Below are 14,914 nucleotides of genomic sequence, written 5' to 3'. Positions count from 1 at the left end.
ACTTATCCTTTCAGTTCGCCGCATGCATCCGCGCACGGCGTGCCGGCTGCATCATCGACGCAGCATTCTTCGAGCAAATACTGGACCAGCGACCGCATCGTATCGAAGCCGGCGCGATAAATGATCGAGCGACCGACGCGCTCGTCCTGCACCAGCCCTGCCTGACGCAGATGCGAAAGGTGGAACGACAGCGAGCTGGCAGGCAAACCAAGCCTGGCAGCGATTTCGCCTGCCGGAAGGCCGGTCTTACCTGCCTTCACCAACACGCGGAACACCGCCAGCCGGTGCTCGCTCGCCAGCGCAGACAGTCGATCGACCATCGCTAAGGCAGCAGCGTCGTGATCCAATATTTCCATGTTTCTAGAAATATGGAAATGATCCGGAAATGTCAAGTCACGACGTGGCAGCAAGGCTCTCGACTGGCGAGCCCTGACCACGGCGGAGACAATGCCGGTCTACTGGCCAAAGTCCTCGATCTTCTCGTCAAGCTTGCCCTTTTCGATAACCCAGGCAGCACCATCGATCATCACGAACACCTTTGCGGGGACGTAGTAGCTCTGGAAATAGTGGATCTCGGTGGGCTCCTCGTCGAGCAAGTGCGAGACTCCGATCCCGACCGGCTTCTCACCATTCGGCCCTTTGCGCAGGCCCAGGTTGAGGCAGGAATTGGTGAATTTGCGCGATGCGGCGACGCTGCCATCCGCCTTTACATCGATCCGATAGTGTCCGCCAAAGGGGAACAGATTGGCCTCGGTTGTCGAAGTGAGAAAATAGACCGGTACGGTACCTTCGTCATCGGGTGGAAAGATCAGTGTGTTGGCCGGGCTGTTGCTGCAAAAGCGCCATTCCTGCCGTTTCAACTCGTCGATAGCGCTGGCGCGGGCATCAGCCATCGCTTCGAGCCGCGGCGACAGGCGCGTTCTTTCCTCTGATTCAAGGATACCGCCCGACAGGACCTTAGAACCGTCCATTTCCAGCCGCGCGAATTCGTAGCGCCCCGCATCATCCTCGGCAAAGAACACGAAAGACAGATTGCCGTTGTCCAGCGGCTCGACCAGATAGCCGCGCAATTCTGGGTAGTCCCTGAGGTTGACTTGGGCAGCGACGGCATCGGTGCCGTGCCAGGCAGCCTGATCGTAGCGATACATTTGACGCCCGAGTTCAGCGGTTGTTGTAGCCGCTGGTGCAGAATCGGTGCCGGAATCCTGAGCCGCAACCGGCATCGCGAAAAGCAGGGCCAAGCTCCCTGCCAAAGATGAAAAACGCAAACCCTCATCCCCCTGTTGTGTGAACCGTCAATCCTCTTCCATCAGGCCGTGCTTCTTGATGCAATGCCTGAGTTGGTCGTAAGTCAGCCCCAGTGCCTTGGCCGTCTGCCGCTGGTTCCAGCGGTGCTTGCCCAACGCATGCTCGACGATCTTGCGCTCATGCTCGTCCACTGCCGCGCGCAAATCGTCGACGTTCTCGAGGTCAAGTGTCGGCCGCGCCGTATGCTGGACAGCATCGCGGAAATCCGTGCCCTCGGTCCGCTTCGGACCTTCCTCGGCAATCGGTTTCCACGGGCTGTCAAAGGGATCGAACTGGACATGGCCGATCGGCTCTTCCCAGCTGTCCCACCGATAGACCGCCCGCTCCACGACGTTCCGCAATTCGCGGACGTTCCCGGGCCATTGGTGCTCCTCCAGCTGCGCCTGGACATGGGCGGAGAAGCCCGGCCACCCTTCCCATTCGAGCTCGGCCGCCATGCGCCGTCCGAAATATTCAGCCAATACACCGATATCGCCTTCGCGTACGCGCAGGGGCGGCAAGGTGATGACTTCGAAGCTGAGCCGGTCGAGCAAGTCGGCGCGGAACTTGCCCTGCTCGGCCAGCTTGGGCAGGTCTTCATTGGTGGCCGCAACAATCCGAACGTCGACCCGGACCGGGCGCGACGAACCGATCCGTGTCACTTCGCCATATTCGACAGCCCTCAAAAGCCGTTCTTGTGCGGCCATCGACAATGTGCCCAGCTCGTCGAGAAATAGCGTGCCCTTGTCGGCTTCTTCGAACCTTCCTTCGCGCGCTCTGGTAGCACCGGTGAAGGCACCCGCTTCGTGGCCGAACAGTTCGGCTTCGATCAACGTTTCGGGCAACGCCGCGCAGTTCATGATGACGAGCGGCTCGTCCCAGCGCGACGACAGGCGATGCAGGCGTTCGGCGATCAGTTCCTTGCCGGTCCCCCGCTCGCCGATAATGAGAATCGGGCGCTGCATCGGGGCCGCACGGCTGGCCCGCTCGACCGCATCGAGAAAGGCCGTGGACTGGCCAACAAACTGATTCCCGCGCTCCATGACCGATATATAGTGATTTTTCCCAAGGGTTGGCAATATGCACCAAGTGACATTTGGTGAAAAACCTTAAGGACCTCTGAATTCTCCCGTTTTTGCAGTTTGGCACGGCCTTTGCAGAGTGCTGGTCAAACGCCGCCAGAAAGTTTGGAGGCACTTACACTAGGGAGGAACCCGACCATGTATAACCGCGAATTCTTCCAGACCAAACTCGGTCAGGCCGCTCTCGCCAGCATCACCGCAATGACGGCATTCGTGGCCCTGAGCACGCAGGTTCAGATTACGCCTGCTTACGCTGCCACCGCTGCTTACCAGCAGGTGGAAATCGCGTGAGCAAGCCTGCCAACCCCCTAGGACCGGAGCCCGCCAGCCCCCCCCAAGGCTCCCCCCAGTCCCCTCGCGCCAATATGGCGTACAGGGCTCCGGTCCGTTCCGGGTTGTCGCGCCTCGAAGCCGAGGTAGAAAAGCTGCGCCGCAGCCCCACCCCGACACAGGGCAAGGGCAGCGATCCACTCACTGCATCGGAATGGACGCAGCCGGACAAGGTCAACGCCAAGGTCAACGAATTTCTTTCAGGAGCACCCTTTATGGGAATTTTCAGCCGCACCCGCGATATCATTGCCGCCAACTTCAACGACATGCTCGATCAGGCGGACGACCCGCAGAAGATGATCCGCATGATCATTCTGGAGATGGAAGAAACGCTGGTCGAAGTCCGCGCCTCTGCCGCGCGCACCATCGCCGACCAGAAGGAAATGCATCGCCACACGGTCAAGCTGGACAAGCTGCAGGCCGACTGGGCCGAGAAAGCCCAGCTGGCGCTGTCGAAGGACCGCGAAGACCTCGCCCGCGCCGCCCTGGTGGAAAAGAAGAAGGCCTCCGACATGAGCGACCAGCTCAAGCAGGAAATCGCCGTGCTCGATGATGCGCTGCGCGCCTATGAACAGGACATCAGCAAATTGCAGGGCCGCCTGCGCGAAGCCCGCAGCCGCCAGACTGCGATCGCTGCCCGCCTCGAGAGCGCCGAGAACCGCGTCAAGCTGCGCAGCCTGATGACCAACGAGCGCGTAGACGATGCCCTCACCCGTTTCGACCAGCTCGAACGCCGGGTCGATTATGCCGAAGGCCGTGCCGAAGCGCTCAGCATCGCCGACCAGTCGGGTACCCCCAGCCTCGCCGACGAAATCAATGCCCTCGCGGGTAGCGACAAGGTCGATGAGGAACTCGAAGAAATGAAGCGTGCCCTGGGAATGGGCGGCAAGAAAGACAAGCAGGAGGACTAATTCACCATGGAAGAAATCATCATCATCCCGGCCATTTTCATCGGGCTTCCGTGGCTGATCCTGCACTATGTCACCAAGTGGAAGACCGCAGCGACCATCACCAGCGACGACGAAGTGCTGCTGGAAGAAATGTACCAGCTGGCCAAGCGCCTCGATGAACGCATGGACACCGTCGAACGCCTGGTCGCCCACGACCACGTCGATTTCAAGCCGGCCCGCCTGGTGCAGGATCCGGAAGAAGACAATCTGAAACTGGCCGAGCTCGAGAAGCTCGTCGCCGAGAAGAGAGGAGCAAACTCGTGAACACCCCCCGCACCACGCTTTATCGCGACAAGCAGAACGCCAAGTTCCTGGGTGTCTGTTCCGGGATTGCCGACTACACCGGCGTCAACGCCCTCTGGGTCCGGCTTGGCTTCATCGTCCTTGCCCTTTCGATGGGCTGGCCGATCCTCGCCTACTTCGTGGCCGGCATCCTGCTGAACAAGAAGCCGTCCCATCTCTACACCGACCATGACGAGCAGAAGTACTGGCAGGGCATGCGCCAGAACCCGAAGCGGACGGTGCGCGAAGTGCGCGGCAAGTTCCGTGAGATCGACCGTCGGCTGGCTGAAGTCGAGACCTTCTACGTCTCATCCAACCCGCGCCTCAACGCTGAAATCGAGCGCCTGCGCTAAGCGACTTGGACAGAGGGGAGCAAGCCAATGCCGACCGAAGCGATATTCATGATCCCGCTGGTTGTCCTGTTTGGTGCAATGGGTCTGTGGGGCATCACAGACTCGGTCCTCAAGCACCGCCGCAAGATGGCCGAGATCAAATTTGGTCGCAGCGACCGCGAGGCCCAGCTGGTGCACGACAAGACCGAGCTGAAGGAAACCATCGCCATGCTGCAGGACCGGATGGCGGTGCTGGAAACCATCGCCACCGACCCGGCCCGCCGGACGGCAGAGGAAATCGAGAAGCTGCGCTGATCGAGCGCACAAGGGAGGATTAGGACGTGGGTGAATTGATACCGATAGTCGCAATCATTTTCGGGTGCACAATCCCGATGGTCGCGATTTGGGCCAAGCATAAGGAGAAGGTTGCCCAGATGCAGGTCACCACGACCGCTGCCGCAACCGCCGAGAAAGCAGCCCAGTATTCGAGCCAGGTGCAGCGATTGGAAGACCGGGTGCAGGTTCTTGAACGCATCGTTACCGATCGCGGCTACGATATCGCCACCCAGATCGAAGCCCTGCGCGACACCAAGAAGGTCGAAGACCAGGGTGCCGGCGTCCCCCTCGACATCGCTCGCAAGGAGAATGTGTAATGGAATGGGGTGGACAGGCTTTCGTCCTGACTATCATCGCGATCACCACTGGCGGGTGGGTTCTCAATAACTGGATTCGTGCCCGACATGGCTACCCGCTCGAAGACGAGTGGGGCGGCAAGACTGAACGGGCGGAAACCGGCGAGACGAAGGCGCTCAAGGCCGAAAACCGCCAGCTGCACGACATGCTCGACGCCATGAAGGATCGCATGATCGTGCTGGAGAAGATCGTCACAGACCGTGGCTATTCGCTCGCGGATGAAATCGAAGCCTTGCGCGACAAGGACGCCGGCGTCCCACTCAACATCGAAAGCAAGGAAAAAGCCTGATGATTTCGGAGCTTATCACCACCGAACTTCTCACTGTCGTTGGCCTTGGCGCTGTTGCAGGCTGGGTGTTCACGACATGGCTTCGCGTCAAGAACGGCTATCCGCTGGAGAACAGCTGGGGACGCGCCGTTTATCCGAAAGACAATGCCGAAGCCAAACAACGCGTGACCTTGCTGACTCAGGAAAACGCCGAATTGCGTGCCGAACTGGGCGCAATGAAGGACCGGCTCGCCAATGTGGAGCGGATCGTCACGGACAGTGGCTATCACCTGGGCAGCGAGATCGAGGCACTGCGCGAGCGGGCTCTCGAGCACCGCGAACCAGAAGGGAACGCCTGATGTTCGGAGCAGACACCCCCCTGGTCATCGACGCCTTGCAGATGGCCAGCCTTGCCGCCGTCGCCACGGGTGGCGCGGTCTGGCTGTTCCTTCGCCGCAAGAGCGGCAGCAGTGGGACGACGCCAGCAGCCAAAGCCGGAACGCTGGAAGACCGCGTGCGAGTGCTGGAGCGGATCGCAACCGATCGCTCGCATGACCTCGCTGATGAGATCGAATCCTTGCGGGACGCCTCCGCGCCGGCCCGCAAGACCGAGGAGGCAGCATAATGGACGGAGACCTGATCCTGATTTTCGGCTTTGTCCTGACGATCATCGTTATCGTGACGCTGGGTATCAACGGCATCGCCAGCAAGAGCCTGAAGCACAAGCGTTGGCTCGAAGAACACCGCACCAACCAGAGCGGCAAGGCCAGCGACGCGAAATACGAAGCACTCGAAGAGCGTGTCCGTGTGCTGGAGCGCATTGCGACCGACAACAACGAGCCGCTTGCACGGCAGATCGAACAACTTCGCGACCTGCAGGATACGGACCTTCGGCTCGATAGCCGGGAGAAGACGTCGTGAACTGGGCCACCGCCATTGTCCTGATCGTGCTGATAAGCGCCGTTGCCGGTGTGCTGCGATCGCGCGGCGGCGGCAGCCGGCGGCTCCGCCAGCACGGTGCCGACAAGCAAGCGGCACTGGAACAGAGCCAGCGCGAGAAAGAGCTGCAAGAGGAAGTGGGCCAGTTGAAGGACAGGATCCAGGTGCTGGAACGGATCGCTACCGATCCCGCCCGTCGTACGGCCGAAGAGATTGAGAAATTGCGCGACGAGCGCTGACAGGAAAGGGACCGGGGTAGGCAGGAAATACCCCATCAGGAGGAAAGATCGAGATGAGTGACCCCACATTCGTCATTGCCGTAACCGCCTTGGTTGGCCTGAGCGTTGTCGTCGCTGCGCTGTTGCGCGCCTGGCACGGCTGGCTCGCGCTCAAACGGCAGGAGCTGGACAAGACCAGGTCGTTCGGCCTGGTCGAGATCGAAGGCGGCGCAGGTGAAGGCGCGGCGCGGATCGAGATGGCCGATCTCAAGGAACGCATCCGCAAGCTCGAGGCCATCGCCAGCGGGGTGGATTTGTGATGCGAAGCGACTACATGCCCCCGCATGCGAACGCTTGAAGACATCCAGGAAGAATACGAGTTCCTTGAAGGCGACGAACGTTACCGCCTGCTCATCGAGCTGGGCCGCGAGCTGGACCCCATGCCCGATGCCCTCAAGACTGATGCCACGCTGGTGCGTGGGTGCTCGGCCAGCGTGTGGGTCTATCCTACGGGCGAAGGCGACAAACTTCACTTTCTTGCCGATAGCAACGCCGCAATCACCAAGGGCATCGTCGCTCTCGTGATTGCCGCGGTGCAGGACAAGCCGGCCGAGACGGTCGCGGCCATGGATATCGCCGCGGCGCTCGAACCCTTCGACCTGAGAAACCAGCTGAGTTCCAACCGCACGCAAGGCGTCCCCAACATGATCGCGCTGGTCCGGGAACACGCCGCGCGAATTGCCGCGACCGCCTGACACGATGCGCCCGCTCTATCTCGCGGGTGGAATCGCCAGCGTCGCACTGGGAGCGATCGGGGCTATACTGCCACTGATGCCGACTGTGCCGTTCCTGCTGCTGGCAGTGTTCTGCTTCGCCCGCAGCAACCCGGCATGGGAGCAGAAGATCCTCAACCACCCGCAATGGGGCCCACAGATTGCCGACTGGCGGGAGAACCGCGTTATCCGCCGCCCGGCCAAGCTGGCAGCGGTGACCGCGATGAGCGCTGGCGTGCTGTTCACATGGGCCACACTGGGCGCACCATGGGTGTGGGTCTCGGTCGCAGTGCTGGTGATCTGTGGCAGCTGGATCGCGACCCGCAACGAGTGATCAGGCTCCTGCCGCGTCCCTCACTACCGCGATGCCCGCTTCGCGCTGACGCTTGAGCTCTTCCTTGAGCTTGGCCGGGTCGCGCGCGAAGATGAAGCCGAAGCTGACCCCGCCTTCCTTGCCGATGGTTGCGTGGTGCAGCTTGTGCGCTTGCACCAGCTGCTTGGCATAGCCGCGCTTTGGCACCCAGCGGAAATAGCGCTGATGGACCAGCCCATCGTGCACCAGCGTGTAGATGATGCCGTAACAAAGGATGCCGAACCCGATCCAGGTGGCCTGCGGCCACACATATTCTGCCGCGATCAACGGGCTGCCCCATAGGAACATCGAGATGCTCATGACCGCGCCGACGACTCCGTAGAGGTCGTTCTTCTCGAACATGTTGTCATGCGGTTCGTGATGGTCGCGGTGCCAGGCCCAGCCGAAGCCATGCATGATGTATTTGTGACTCGACCACGCCACGAATTCCATCGCAAGGATAGTGGCGACGACGATCAGGACAGGGACCAGCCAATCAAGCATGGATGTCTGTATAGGTCAGTCGGCGTCGGGAAAAAAGAACTCGCGCAAATGGTCTCCGATGCGCGCCGGGCGCAGCGTCTCGGCATCGATGCAGCACCAGCTGGACTTCACCTCGGCCAGCACTTCCTCGCCGCGGCTGATCACTGTGTGATAAAATGCCCGTGCACCCTGGAAATGTTCCAGCACCGTCCTGGCGACGACATCATCTTCCAGGAACGCAGGCTTGCGGTAGGTGATTTCATGCTTGAGCGCGACCCACGCCTTGCTCGCGACTTCCTCTGCCGGGGCCAGCTTGCGCCAATGCGCCAGCACTGCATCCTGCACCCAATTGAGATACCGGGCATTGTTCACATGCCCCATGAAGTCGATATCATCGGGCAGGACGCGGATGGGAAAGGCGAACGGGCGAGAGGGGACCTTTGCTGACATGGGTGTAAGTTAGGCGCAAATAGCTTTCATTTCCATGACCCCGCAATTGCTTTTGGCACGCAATCTTGCCTGTGTTGCGCAAAGGCCGCAAAGCATCGCTCCATGAGCAGCAAACCGCGCACGCTTTACGAGAAGATCTGGGACGCGCATGTCGTCGACCAGCGCGAGGACGGCACCGCGCTGGTCTATATCGACCGCCATCTCGTCCATGAAGTCACCAGCCCGCAGGCCTTCGAAGCCTTGCGGCTGAGCGGGCGCACGGTGCGCCGGCCCGACCTGACTCTGGCGGTGCCCGATCACAACGTCCCGACGACCCCTCGAGTCGACGCATCGGGCAAGCGCCTTCCCATCGCCGATCCGCAGAGCGCACAGCAGCTCGCCGCGCTCGAGCGCAACGCGCCTGAATTCGGCATCCGCTACATCGACGCCATCGCCCGCGAACAGGGCATCGTCCATGTCGTCGGGCCAGAGCAAGGCTTCTCGCTGCCCGGTACCACCATCGTCTGCGGGGATTCGCATACCGCCGCGCATGGCGGGGTTGGTGCACTGGCCTTTGGCATCGGCACCAGCGAAGTCGAGCATGTGCTTGCTACACAGACGCTGCAGCTCAAGCGCTCAAAAACCATGGAAGTCCGGGTCGAAGGAGACTTGGGCGCAGGTGTGACGCCCAAGGACCTGATTTTGCACATCATCGGCGTGATCGGCACTGCCGGCGGCACCGGCCATGTCATCGAGTATCGCGGCAAGGTGTTCGAACAGATGAGCGCAGAAGGTCGGCTCACCGTCTGCAACATGAGCATCGAAGGCGGTGCCCGCGCCGGCCTGATCGCGCCCGACGATGTCACCTTCGCCTACCTCAAGGACCGCCCCTATGCGCCGAAAGGCGAGGAGTGGGAGCAGGCCGTGGCATGGTGGCGCTCGCTCGCAACCGACGAAGGTGCGCAGTTCGACACCAGCGTGGTCATCGACGCCGCCGATATCGAGCCGACCGTGACATGGGGCACCAGCCCCGAGGATGTCGTACCGATTGGTGGAGCAGTGCCCTCCCCCGAAAGTTTCGCCGATGCTTCAAAGCAGGCCGCTGCCGCCAGGAGCCTCGACTATATGGGCCTGACCCCCGGACAGCGGATGCAGGACGTACCGATCGAGAATGTCTTCATCGGCAGCTGCACCAACAGCCGCATCGAAGACCTTCGCGCCGCCGCCGCCGTGCTGAAGGGGCGCCAGAAGGCCGAAGGAGTGAAGTGGGCCATCGCCGTACCGGGCTCCGGCCTCGTCAAGGCCCAGGCCGAGGAAGAAGGGCTCGACAGAATCTTCACCGAAGCCGGCTTCGAGTGGCGCGAGCCGGGCTGCTCAGCCTGCCTCGCCATGAACCCCGACAAGGTCCCGCCCGGCGAACGCTGCGCCTCGACCAGCAACCGCAATTTCGTCGGTCGCCAGGGTCCCGGTGCACGTACACACCTGATGAGCCCAGCCATGGCCGCTGCCGCCGCAGTGACGGGGCGGCTCGCCGATGTTCGTGAATTGACCGGTTGAACCCCCTTGCGAGAAGTCGCCAGCGATACCAAAGCGTTTCCATGACCAAGAAGATCCCCACCAAAGCCATCGCCGGAGCCATCGGCTCCGCTGCCATTGCCGCCGCTCTGCTCTATGCGGGCAAGCGCAAAAAGAAAGACGACAAGCCCCAGCCCGGGCCGATCCCCTCGGGCGAGAAGCCGGAGACCGATTGATGGATCCTGTGAGCCAGGTTGAAGGGCGCGCCATCCCCTATGGTGCCAAGAACGTCGACACCGACGTGATCATCCCGGCACACTGGCTCAAGACCATCACTCGCGAAGGGCTCGGCAAAGGCGCTTTCGAAACGGTTCGGCAAGATCCCGACAACCTGTTCGACAGCGATGAGTTCAAAGGCGCGCCGATCCTGATCGCTGGCGACAATTTCGGCTGCGGTTCGAGCCGCGAGCATGCAGCCTGGGCGCTGCTCGACCTCGGTATCACCGTGGTCATTGCGCCCAGCTTTTCCGACATTTTCAGCGGCAATGCCTTCAAGAACGGCATCCTGACCGTCGCCCTGCCGCAGGAGCAGGTCGACCGGCTGCTGGAAGTTGCACAGACCGATCCCATCACGGTCGATCTCGAGACGCAAACGGTCACCACCCCCTACCAGGATCGATTCGCCTTCGAAGTCGATCCTTTCCGCAAGCAATGCCTGCTCGAAGGGCTGGACGAAATCGGCCTGACGCTGCAGCAGGCAGGCGCTATCGATACATATGAGAAGCAGCAGGCATCGGCGATGCCATGGCTGACACGAGGAACGGAGATTGCCGCATGAAAGCCCTACGCACCCACGCCGTTGGCGGACCTGAGACCCTGACGCTCGACGAGATCGAAGTCCCCACCCCCGGCCCGGGCGAAGTGCTGGTCGATGTGAAGGCCTGCGCCATCAACTATCCCGACACGCTGATGATCCGCGACCTCTACCAGTTCAAGCCCGAGCGCCCCTATTCACCCGGCGGCGAAATTTCCGGCGTTGTCGAGGCGATCGGCGAAGGGGTCGAGAACTTCAAGGTCGGCGACAAAGTGCTCGGCGGCATGGGTAATGGTGGCCTCGCCGAAAAGGTGATCGTCAATGCTGGGCGACTGTTCCCGGTGCCTGACGGTGTCCCGTTCGAGAAGGCAGCCTCGCTGCTGATGACCTATGGCACGACTATCCACGGCCTGAAGGATCGCGGTCACATCAAGGAAGGTGACACCGTGCTGGTGCTGGGTGCAGCGGGCGGCGTAGGCCTTTCGGCGGTCGAACTGGCCAAGGCCTTCGGTGCACGCGTCGTCGCGGCCGTTTCCAGCGAAGCCAAGGGCGAAGTTGCCAGGCAGGCCGGTGCCGACGAAGTGGTGATCTATCCGCGCGAGGAAATGGACAAGGATGCCTCCAAGGCACTCGCCAACGCCTTCAAGGCCGCCTGCGGCCCGGAAGGGGCCAATATCGTCTACGACATCGTCGGCGGGCAGTATTCCGAACCGGCGCTGCGCTCGATCGCGTGGGAAGGCCGCTTCCTCGTGGTCGGCTTCCCTGCGGGCATCGCCAAGATGCCGCTCAACCTGACACTGCTCAAGAGCTGCGACATCGCCGGGGTGTTCTGGGGTGCCTTTACCGCACGCGAACCGGTCAAGTACCGCGAGCAGGTCCAGGAATTGTTCGACCTGATGCAGGCCGGCAAGATCGACCCGCTGGTCTCCGAAACATTCAGCCTCGCAGATGGCGGCAAGGCCATCGCCAAGCTGGAAAACCGCGAAGCTGTTGGAAAACTCGTTGTCCTGATGGACTGATCGGCATTGCCGTCTGCCGAAGCCCCCCTATCTCGGCCAAGTATTCACTTTCGAGGGACAAATATGACCGATTTCAAAGACCGCGAACGCGCTGAAGAGGCCAAGTTCGCCATGGACGAAGACACCGCATTCAAGGTTGCAGCGCGCCGCAATCGCCTGCTGGGGCATTGGGCTGCGGAAAAGATGGGCCTCAACGAAGAGGAAACCGATTCCTATGCCAAGGCCGTGGTGCAAGCCGATTTTGAAGAGGCCGGCGACGAGGACGTGATCCGCAAGGTTCTAGGCGATCTTACCACCGCTGGCGTCGAAATCGACGAAGCAGGCGTTCGTGCCGCCCTGGAAGAAATGGCCATAGAAGCCCGCCGCCAGTACATGAGCGAAAACTGAGCAAGGCAGAGCTTGTCCCATGCCTATGACCGCAACCGAAATTACGGACATGATCACCGCCGCCCTGCCCGGGGCGGTTGTCGAAATGACCGATCTTGCTGGCGACAACGACCATTGGGCAGCCAAGGTCACCGCACCGCAATTTGCAGGCAAGAGCCGCGTACAGCAGCACAAGCTGGTCTATGCCGCGCTGGACGGGAACATGGGCGGCGTGCTCCATGCCTTGCAACTGACAACTGCCGTCCCCAAGTGACGGACAACACCGAATTCAAACAGGAAGGCTATCGGCCCCATGTCTGACATCAATTCCCGCATCTCCGACATCGTCGAAGGCAGTGACGTCGTGCTGTTCATGAAGGGTACCCCGCTGTTCCCGCAGTGCGGTTTTTCCAGCCGGGCGGTCTCGATCCTCGAACATTGCGGCGTCGCCTACGAAGGCGTGGACGTACTGCAGGACATGGAAATTCGCCAGGGGATCAAGACCTTCTCGGACTGGCCGACGATTCCCCAGCTTTACGTGAAGGGCGAATTTGTCGGTGGCAGCGACATCATGATGGAAATGTTCGAAGCTGGTGAGCTGCAGCAAATGCTGGAGGAAAAAGCCGTCGCCCGCGCCAGCTAAGGGGCTAACCGAGCTTTCTCCATCTGCCAGAATCGAAAAGGCCCGCCGTGATGGCGGGCCTTTTTCATTACAGGCTTCGGGGAGGCGGGGTCGGGAGACCAGTGACCCCGCCTCGTATCGAAGACTGTTGTCGGGTCCAGCCAAGGTTGTGCACATCGCGTGCCAGTTTGTGCGAGCCGCAGGTTTCTGGGCGACACGATGGTAAACCAAACTTTACCCGGGTCCGGTGTGTAAGGTTTTCCGACAGGCACTGCGAAATGCCGACTTGGCATTCGCATCAGGGCACGCCACAAGATTGGCATGGCAAACGACCCGCAACCAGCCGATGGAATTCCCGCCGCAACCGTAGTGATCTTTCGCGATGGCAGCGAAGACGGACCGCCCGAGATCCTCATGACTGTCCGCTCAAAGACCATGGTTTTCGCGGGAGGCATGGCCGTGTTCCCCGGTGGCCGGGTTGACGATGCCGATTTCGAACTTGCCCGGTCAGTCCAAGGCGAGCTGCCCCAGGATGAAACGGCGCACCAGATTGCTGTGGTGCGCGAGACTCTGGAAGAGACCGGTCTCGCTATCGGCCTCGTGGGCGAAGTGACCGCAGAAACTGCGGCCGGTGCGCGCCGCCGCTTGCTGGAAACCGAAGCACTGGCACCGGTGCTTGAGGAATTCGGCTGGACGCTCGATTTTGACCAGCTGACACCGTTTGCCCGCTGGTTTCCCAAGAACGAGCGCATCCCGCGCGTTTACGACACCCGCTTTTATCTTGCCAATCTCGGCACCGGAGCGGTCGACATTGCAGTCGATAATTCGGAGAACACTCACCTGTTCTGGACCACGGCCAAGGGCGCTCTCGACATGGCGGAAACTGGCGAGATCAAGCTGATCTTCCCGACCCGCCGCAATATCGAGCGGTTGGCGTTGTTCGGGAGCTACGGCGAGGCCAGGCAGCAGGCCCGCGATATCCCGGTCCGCACCATCACACCCTTCATGACTGAGCGCGACGGCGAGCGCTGGCTCGAGATCGACGCCGATCTCGGCTATCCGGTGACCGGCGAGCCGCTGGAGAGCGTGGCGCGGGGTTAAGCGAAGAGAAACTGGCGCGCCCGGCAGGACTGTCCTCGCCGCCAAGCGGCTCGTTCGTCTCCGCTTCGCTCCGACTCCGAACGGGTTCGATCCTTTGGGGACCCGCCACATTTCCATCAATCCTTCGGCCTGATGGAAATCTGGCGCGCCCGGCAGGACTCGAACCTGCTGCCTCAAGATTAGAAGTCTCGCGCTCTATCCAGATGAGCTACGGGCGCGCGCGAGGTGCGTGTTAGCGTGCTTTGCCGCGACACAAAACCAAGATAAGGCGCTCGGCCATGGAAAACAGCACCCCGAACCGCGTTTCAGGCAGCGCGCCGACCCACTTCCGCTACTTCGACCTGGTCATGGCGGCCTTCGTCGCAATCCTGTTGCTGTCGAACCTGATCGGGGCAGCCAAGCTCTCGACAGTGGCCGGCTTTACCTTCGGCGCCGGGATCCTGTTCTTCCCCGTCAGCTATGTCATCGGCGACGTGCTGACCGAGGTCTATGGCTATGCCCGCGCCCGCAGGGTGATCTGGACCGGATTTGCAGCGATGATCTTCATGGCGTTCATGAGCTATGTCGTCGTCGCCATGCCGCCGGCCGCCAGCTGGGACGGGCAGGAAGCCTACGAATCGGTTTTCGGCAGTACGTGGCGGATCGTGCTTGCCTCAATCACCGCCTTCTGGGCGGGCGAGTTCGTCAATTCATTCGTGCTCGCCAAGATGAAGGTCTGGACGCAAGGCAAGGCATTGTGGAGCCGCACAATCGGTTCAACCGTGTTCGGCCAGGGCATCGACAGCCTGATCTTCTATCCCATTGCCTTTCTCGGCATCTGGGAAACGTCAGACGTGCTGACCGTGATGGTCACCAACTGGCTGCTCAAGGTCGTGTGGGAAGCGGTGCTGACGCCGGTCACCTATGTCGTGGTTGGTACGCTGAAGCAGCGCGAAGGGGTCGATGTCTATGACAGCGATACCGACTTTTCGCCGTTCTCCACCACCAAGGGCGAATAGAGCAGGCATAGAAAAAGGGCCGACCCGAAGGCCGGCCCTCCCCTCTCCCTAACCTCTTATC

The 14,914-nt window shown here is 61.3% G+C and carries 28 protein-coding genes and 1 tRNA gene; 23 read left to right on the top strand and 6 right to left on the bottom strand.

Translation table 11 applies throughout. The annotated features are described in order from the left end of the window. Positions 1–2: 2 nt before the first annotated feature. The 3 genes from QPW08_RS06540 to pspF all read right to left on the bottom strand — a co-directional run bounded on the left by QPW08_RS06540 (position 3) and on the right by pspF (position 2,330). The gene (locus QPW08_RS06540; protein WP_284124928.1) at positions 3–356 is read right to left on the bottom strand and encodes an ArsR/SmtB family transcription factor; all 354 of its coding nucleotides are present in this window, start codon (positions 354–356) and stop codon (positions 3–5) included. 99 nt (positions 357–455) lie between these two features. Next, positions 456–1,148, bottom strand: coding sequence for a hypothetical protein (locus tag QPW08_RS06535; RefSeq protein WP_284124927.1), 693 nt, complete (start codon positions 1,146–1,148; stop codon positions 456–458). Between the two features lie 147 nt (positions 1,149–1,295). After that, a complete protein-coding gene (gene pspF, locus QPW08_RS06530; protein WP_284124926.1) occupies positions 1,296–2,330 on the bottom strand; it encodes a phage shock protein operon transcriptional activator in 1,035 nt (344 codons plus the stop codon). A 177-nt stretch (positions 2,331–2,507) separates the two neighbouring features. On the opposite strand from pspF, the gene QPW08_RS06525 reads away from it, so the two are divergent. The 14 genes from QPW08_RS06525 (at position 2,508) to QPW08_RS06460 (ending at position 7,488) form a co-directional block, all read left to right on the top strand. Next, on the top strand, positions 2,508–2,660 hold the full coding sequence (locus tag QPW08_RS06525) for a hypothetical protein (RefSeq protein WP_284124925.1): 153 nt from the start codon (positions 2,508–2,510) through the stop codon (positions 2,658–2,660). Positions 2,661–2,764: 104 nt separating this feature from the next. Then, positions 2,765–3,610 (top strand): phage shock protein PspA, encoded by an 846-nt coding sequence (gene pspA, locus QPW08_RS06520; RefSeq protein WP_284124924.1) that lies wholly within the window; start codon positions 2,765–2,767, stop codon positions 3,608–3,610. A 6-nt stretch (positions 3,611–3,616) separates the two neighbouring features. Beyond that, entirely contained in the window at positions 3,617–3,913 is a 297-nt protein-coding gene (gene pspB / locus QPW08_RS06515) for an envelope stress response membrane protein PspB (protein ID WP_284124923.1), read from the top strand. Then, the gene (pspC, locus tag QPW08_RS06510; protein ID WP_284124922.1) at positions 3,910–4,284 is read left to right on the top strand and encodes an envelope stress response membrane protein PspC; all 375 of its coding nucleotides are present in this window, start codon (positions 3,910–3,912) and stop codon (positions 4,282–4,284) included. Before pspB ends, pspC begins: the two co-directional genes overlap by 4 nt. Positions 4,285–4,311: 27 nt before the next feature. Continuing rightward, entirely contained in the window at positions 4,312–4,578 is a 267-nt protein-coding gene (locus QPW08_RS06505; RefSeq protein WP_284124921.1) for a hypothetical protein, read from the top strand. Between the two features lie 77 nt (positions 4,579–4,655). Then, on the top strand, positions 4,656–4,916 hold the full coding sequence (locus QPW08_RS06500) for a hypothetical protein (protein WP_284126310.1): 261 nt from the start codon (positions 4,656–4,658) through the stop codon (positions 4,914–4,916). Then, complete coding sequence (locus tag QPW08_RS06495) at positions 4,916–5,245, top strand: hypothetical protein (protein WP_284124920.1); 330 nt, start codon at positions 4,916–4,918, stop codon at positions 5,243–5,245. The genes QPW08_RS06500 and QPW08_RS06495 overlap by 1 nt, the downstream gene beginning before the upstream one ends. Beyond that, positions 5,245–5,583 carry a hypothetical protein gene (locus QPW08_RS06490; protein ID WP_284124919.1) on the top strand — a complete coding sequence of 113 codons (339 nt, stop codon included), beginning with the start codon at positions 5,245–5,247 and terminating at the stop codon, positions 5,581–5,583. The genes QPW08_RS06495 and QPW08_RS06490 overlap by 1 nt, the downstream gene beginning before the upstream one ends. Further along, a complete protein-coding gene (locus QPW08_RS06485) occupies positions 5,583–5,849 on the top strand; it encodes a hypothetical protein (RefSeq protein WP_284124918.1) in 267 nt (88 codons plus the stop codon). The genes QPW08_RS06490 and QPW08_RS06485 overlap by 1 nt, the downstream gene beginning before the upstream one ends. Then, entirely contained in the window at positions 5,849–6,145 is a 297-nt protein-coding gene (locus tag QPW08_RS06480; protein WP_284124917.1) for a hypothetical protein, read from the top strand. Before QPW08_RS06485 ends, QPW08_RS06480 begins: the two co-directional genes overlap by 1 nt. Beyond that, positions 6,142–6,402, top strand: coding sequence for a hypothetical protein (locus tag QPW08_RS06475; RefSeq protein ID WP_284124916.1), 261 nt, complete (start codon positions 6,142–6,144; stop codon positions 6,400–6,402). Before QPW08_RS06480 ends, QPW08_RS06475 begins: the two co-directional genes overlap by 4 nt. Before the next feature lie 53 nt (positions 6,403–6,455). Beyond that, the gene (locus tag QPW08_RS06470) at positions 6,456–6,701 is read left to right on the top strand and encodes a hypothetical protein (RefSeq protein ID WP_284124915.1); all 246 of its coding nucleotides are present in this window, start codon (positions 6,456–6,458) and stop codon (positions 6,699–6,701) included. Positions 6,702–6,725: 24 nt separating this feature from the next. Further along, positions 6,726–7,136 (top strand): SufE family protein, encoded by a 411-nt coding sequence (locus QPW08_RS06465; protein ID WP_284124914.1) that lies wholly within the window; start codon positions 6,726–6,728, stop codon positions 7,134–7,136. Between the two features lie 4 nt (positions 7,137–7,140). After that, positions 7,141–7,488, top strand: coding sequence for a YbaN family protein (locus QPW08_RS06460; RefSeq protein WP_284124913.1), 348 nt, complete (start codon positions 7,141–7,143; stop codon positions 7,486–7,488). On the opposite strand, the gene QPW08_RS06455 is transcribed toward QPW08_RS06460, so the two are convergent. After that, a complete protein-coding gene (locus tag QPW08_RS06455; protein WP_284124912.1) occupies positions 7,489–8,010 on the bottom strand; it encodes a sterol desaturase family protein in 522 nt (173 codons plus the stop codon). It abuts the gene before it with no gap. A gap of 15 nt (positions 8,011–8,025) precedes the next feature. Next, complete coding sequence (locus tag QPW08_RS06450; protein WP_284124911.1) at positions 8,026–8,439, bottom strand: acyl-CoA thioesterase; 414 nt, start codon at positions 8,437–8,439, stop codon at positions 8,026–8,028. A 102-nt stretch (positions 8,440–8,541) separates the two neighbouring features. On the opposite strand from QPW08_RS06450, the gene leuC reads away from it, so the two are divergent. The 8 genes from leuC to QPW08_RS06410 all read left to right on the top strand — a co-directional run bounded on the left by leuC (position 8,542) and on the right by QPW08_RS06410 (position 13,855). Further along, positions 8,542–9,975, top strand: a complete 1,434-nt coding sequence (gene leuC / locus QPW08_RS06445; protein WP_284124910.1) for a 3-isopropylmalate dehydratase large subunit — start codon at positions 8,542–8,544, stop codon at positions 9,973–9,975. A gap of 41 nt (positions 9,976–10,016) precedes the next feature. Then, on the top strand, positions 10,017–10,169 hold the full coding sequence (locus QPW08_RS06440) for an isopropylmalate isomerase (protein WP_284124909.1): 153 nt from the start codon (positions 10,017–10,019) through the stop codon (positions 10,167–10,169). Next, positions 10,169–10,771, top strand: a complete 603-nt coding sequence (gene leuD, locus QPW08_RS06435; RefSeq protein WP_284124908.1) for a 3-isopropylmalate dehydratase small subunit — start codon at positions 10,169–10,171, stop codon at positions 10,769–10,771. The genes QPW08_RS06440 and leuD overlap by 1 nt, the downstream gene beginning before the upstream one ends. Further along, positions 10,768–11,766 (top strand): NADPH:quinone oxidoreductase family protein, encoded by a 999-nt coding sequence (locus QPW08_RS06430; RefSeq protein WP_284124907.1) that lies wholly within the window; start codon positions 10,768–10,770, stop codon positions 11,764–11,766. The genes leuD and QPW08_RS06430 overlap by 4 nt, the downstream gene beginning before the upstream one ends. 63 nt (positions 11,767–11,829) lie before the next feature. Continuing rightward, entirely contained in the window at positions 11,830–12,153 is a 324-nt protein-coding gene (locus QPW08_RS06425; RefSeq protein WP_284124906.1) for a DUF1476 domain-containing protein, read from the top strand. A gap of 19 nt (positions 12,154–12,172) precedes the next feature. Then, on the top strand, positions 12,173–12,406 hold the full coding sequence (locus QPW08_RS06420; protein ID WP_284124905.1) for a BolA family transcriptional regulator: 234 nt from the start codon (positions 12,173–12,175) through the stop codon (positions 12,404–12,406). Positions 12,407–12,445: 39 nt separating this feature from the next. Beyond that, the gene (grxD, locus tag QPW08_RS06415) at positions 12,446–12,775 is read left to right on the top strand and encodes a Grx4 family monothiol glutaredoxin (RefSeq protein WP_284124904.1); all 330 of its coding nucleotides are present in this window, start codon (positions 12,446–12,448) and stop codon (positions 12,773–12,775) included. Positions 12,776–13,075: 300 nt separating this feature from the next. Then, positions 13,076–13,855: an NUDIX hydrolase gene (locus QPW08_RS06410; RefSeq protein WP_284124903.1), complete on the top strand. Its 780-nt coding sequence runs from the start codon at positions 13,076–13,078 to the stop codon at positions 13,853–13,855. Between the two features lie 141 nt (positions 13,856–13,996). Here QPW08_RS06410 and QPW08_RS06405 read toward each other — a convergent pair. Further along, positions 13,997–14,073, bottom strand: a tRNA-Arg gene (locus tag QPW08_RS06405). Positions 14,074–14,133: 60 nt separating this feature from the next. Between QPW08_RS06405 and QPW08_RS06400 the strand changes: the two genes are divergently transcribed. Continuing rightward, entirely contained in the window at positions 14,134–14,853 is a 720-nt protein-coding gene (locus QPW08_RS06400; RefSeq protein ID WP_284124902.1) for a queuosine precursor transporter, read from the top strand. Positions 14,854–14,914 lie beyond the last annotated feature (61 nt).

Source organism: Parerythrobacter aestuarii, assembly GCF_030140925.1.
GTDB lineage: Bacteria > Pseudomonadota > Alphaproteobacteria > Sphingomonadales > Sphingomonadaceae > Parerythrobacter > Parerythrobacter aestuarii.
Note: the sequence above shows the minus strand (reverse complement) of the source record. Positions and strands in the feature narration are given on the sequence as shown.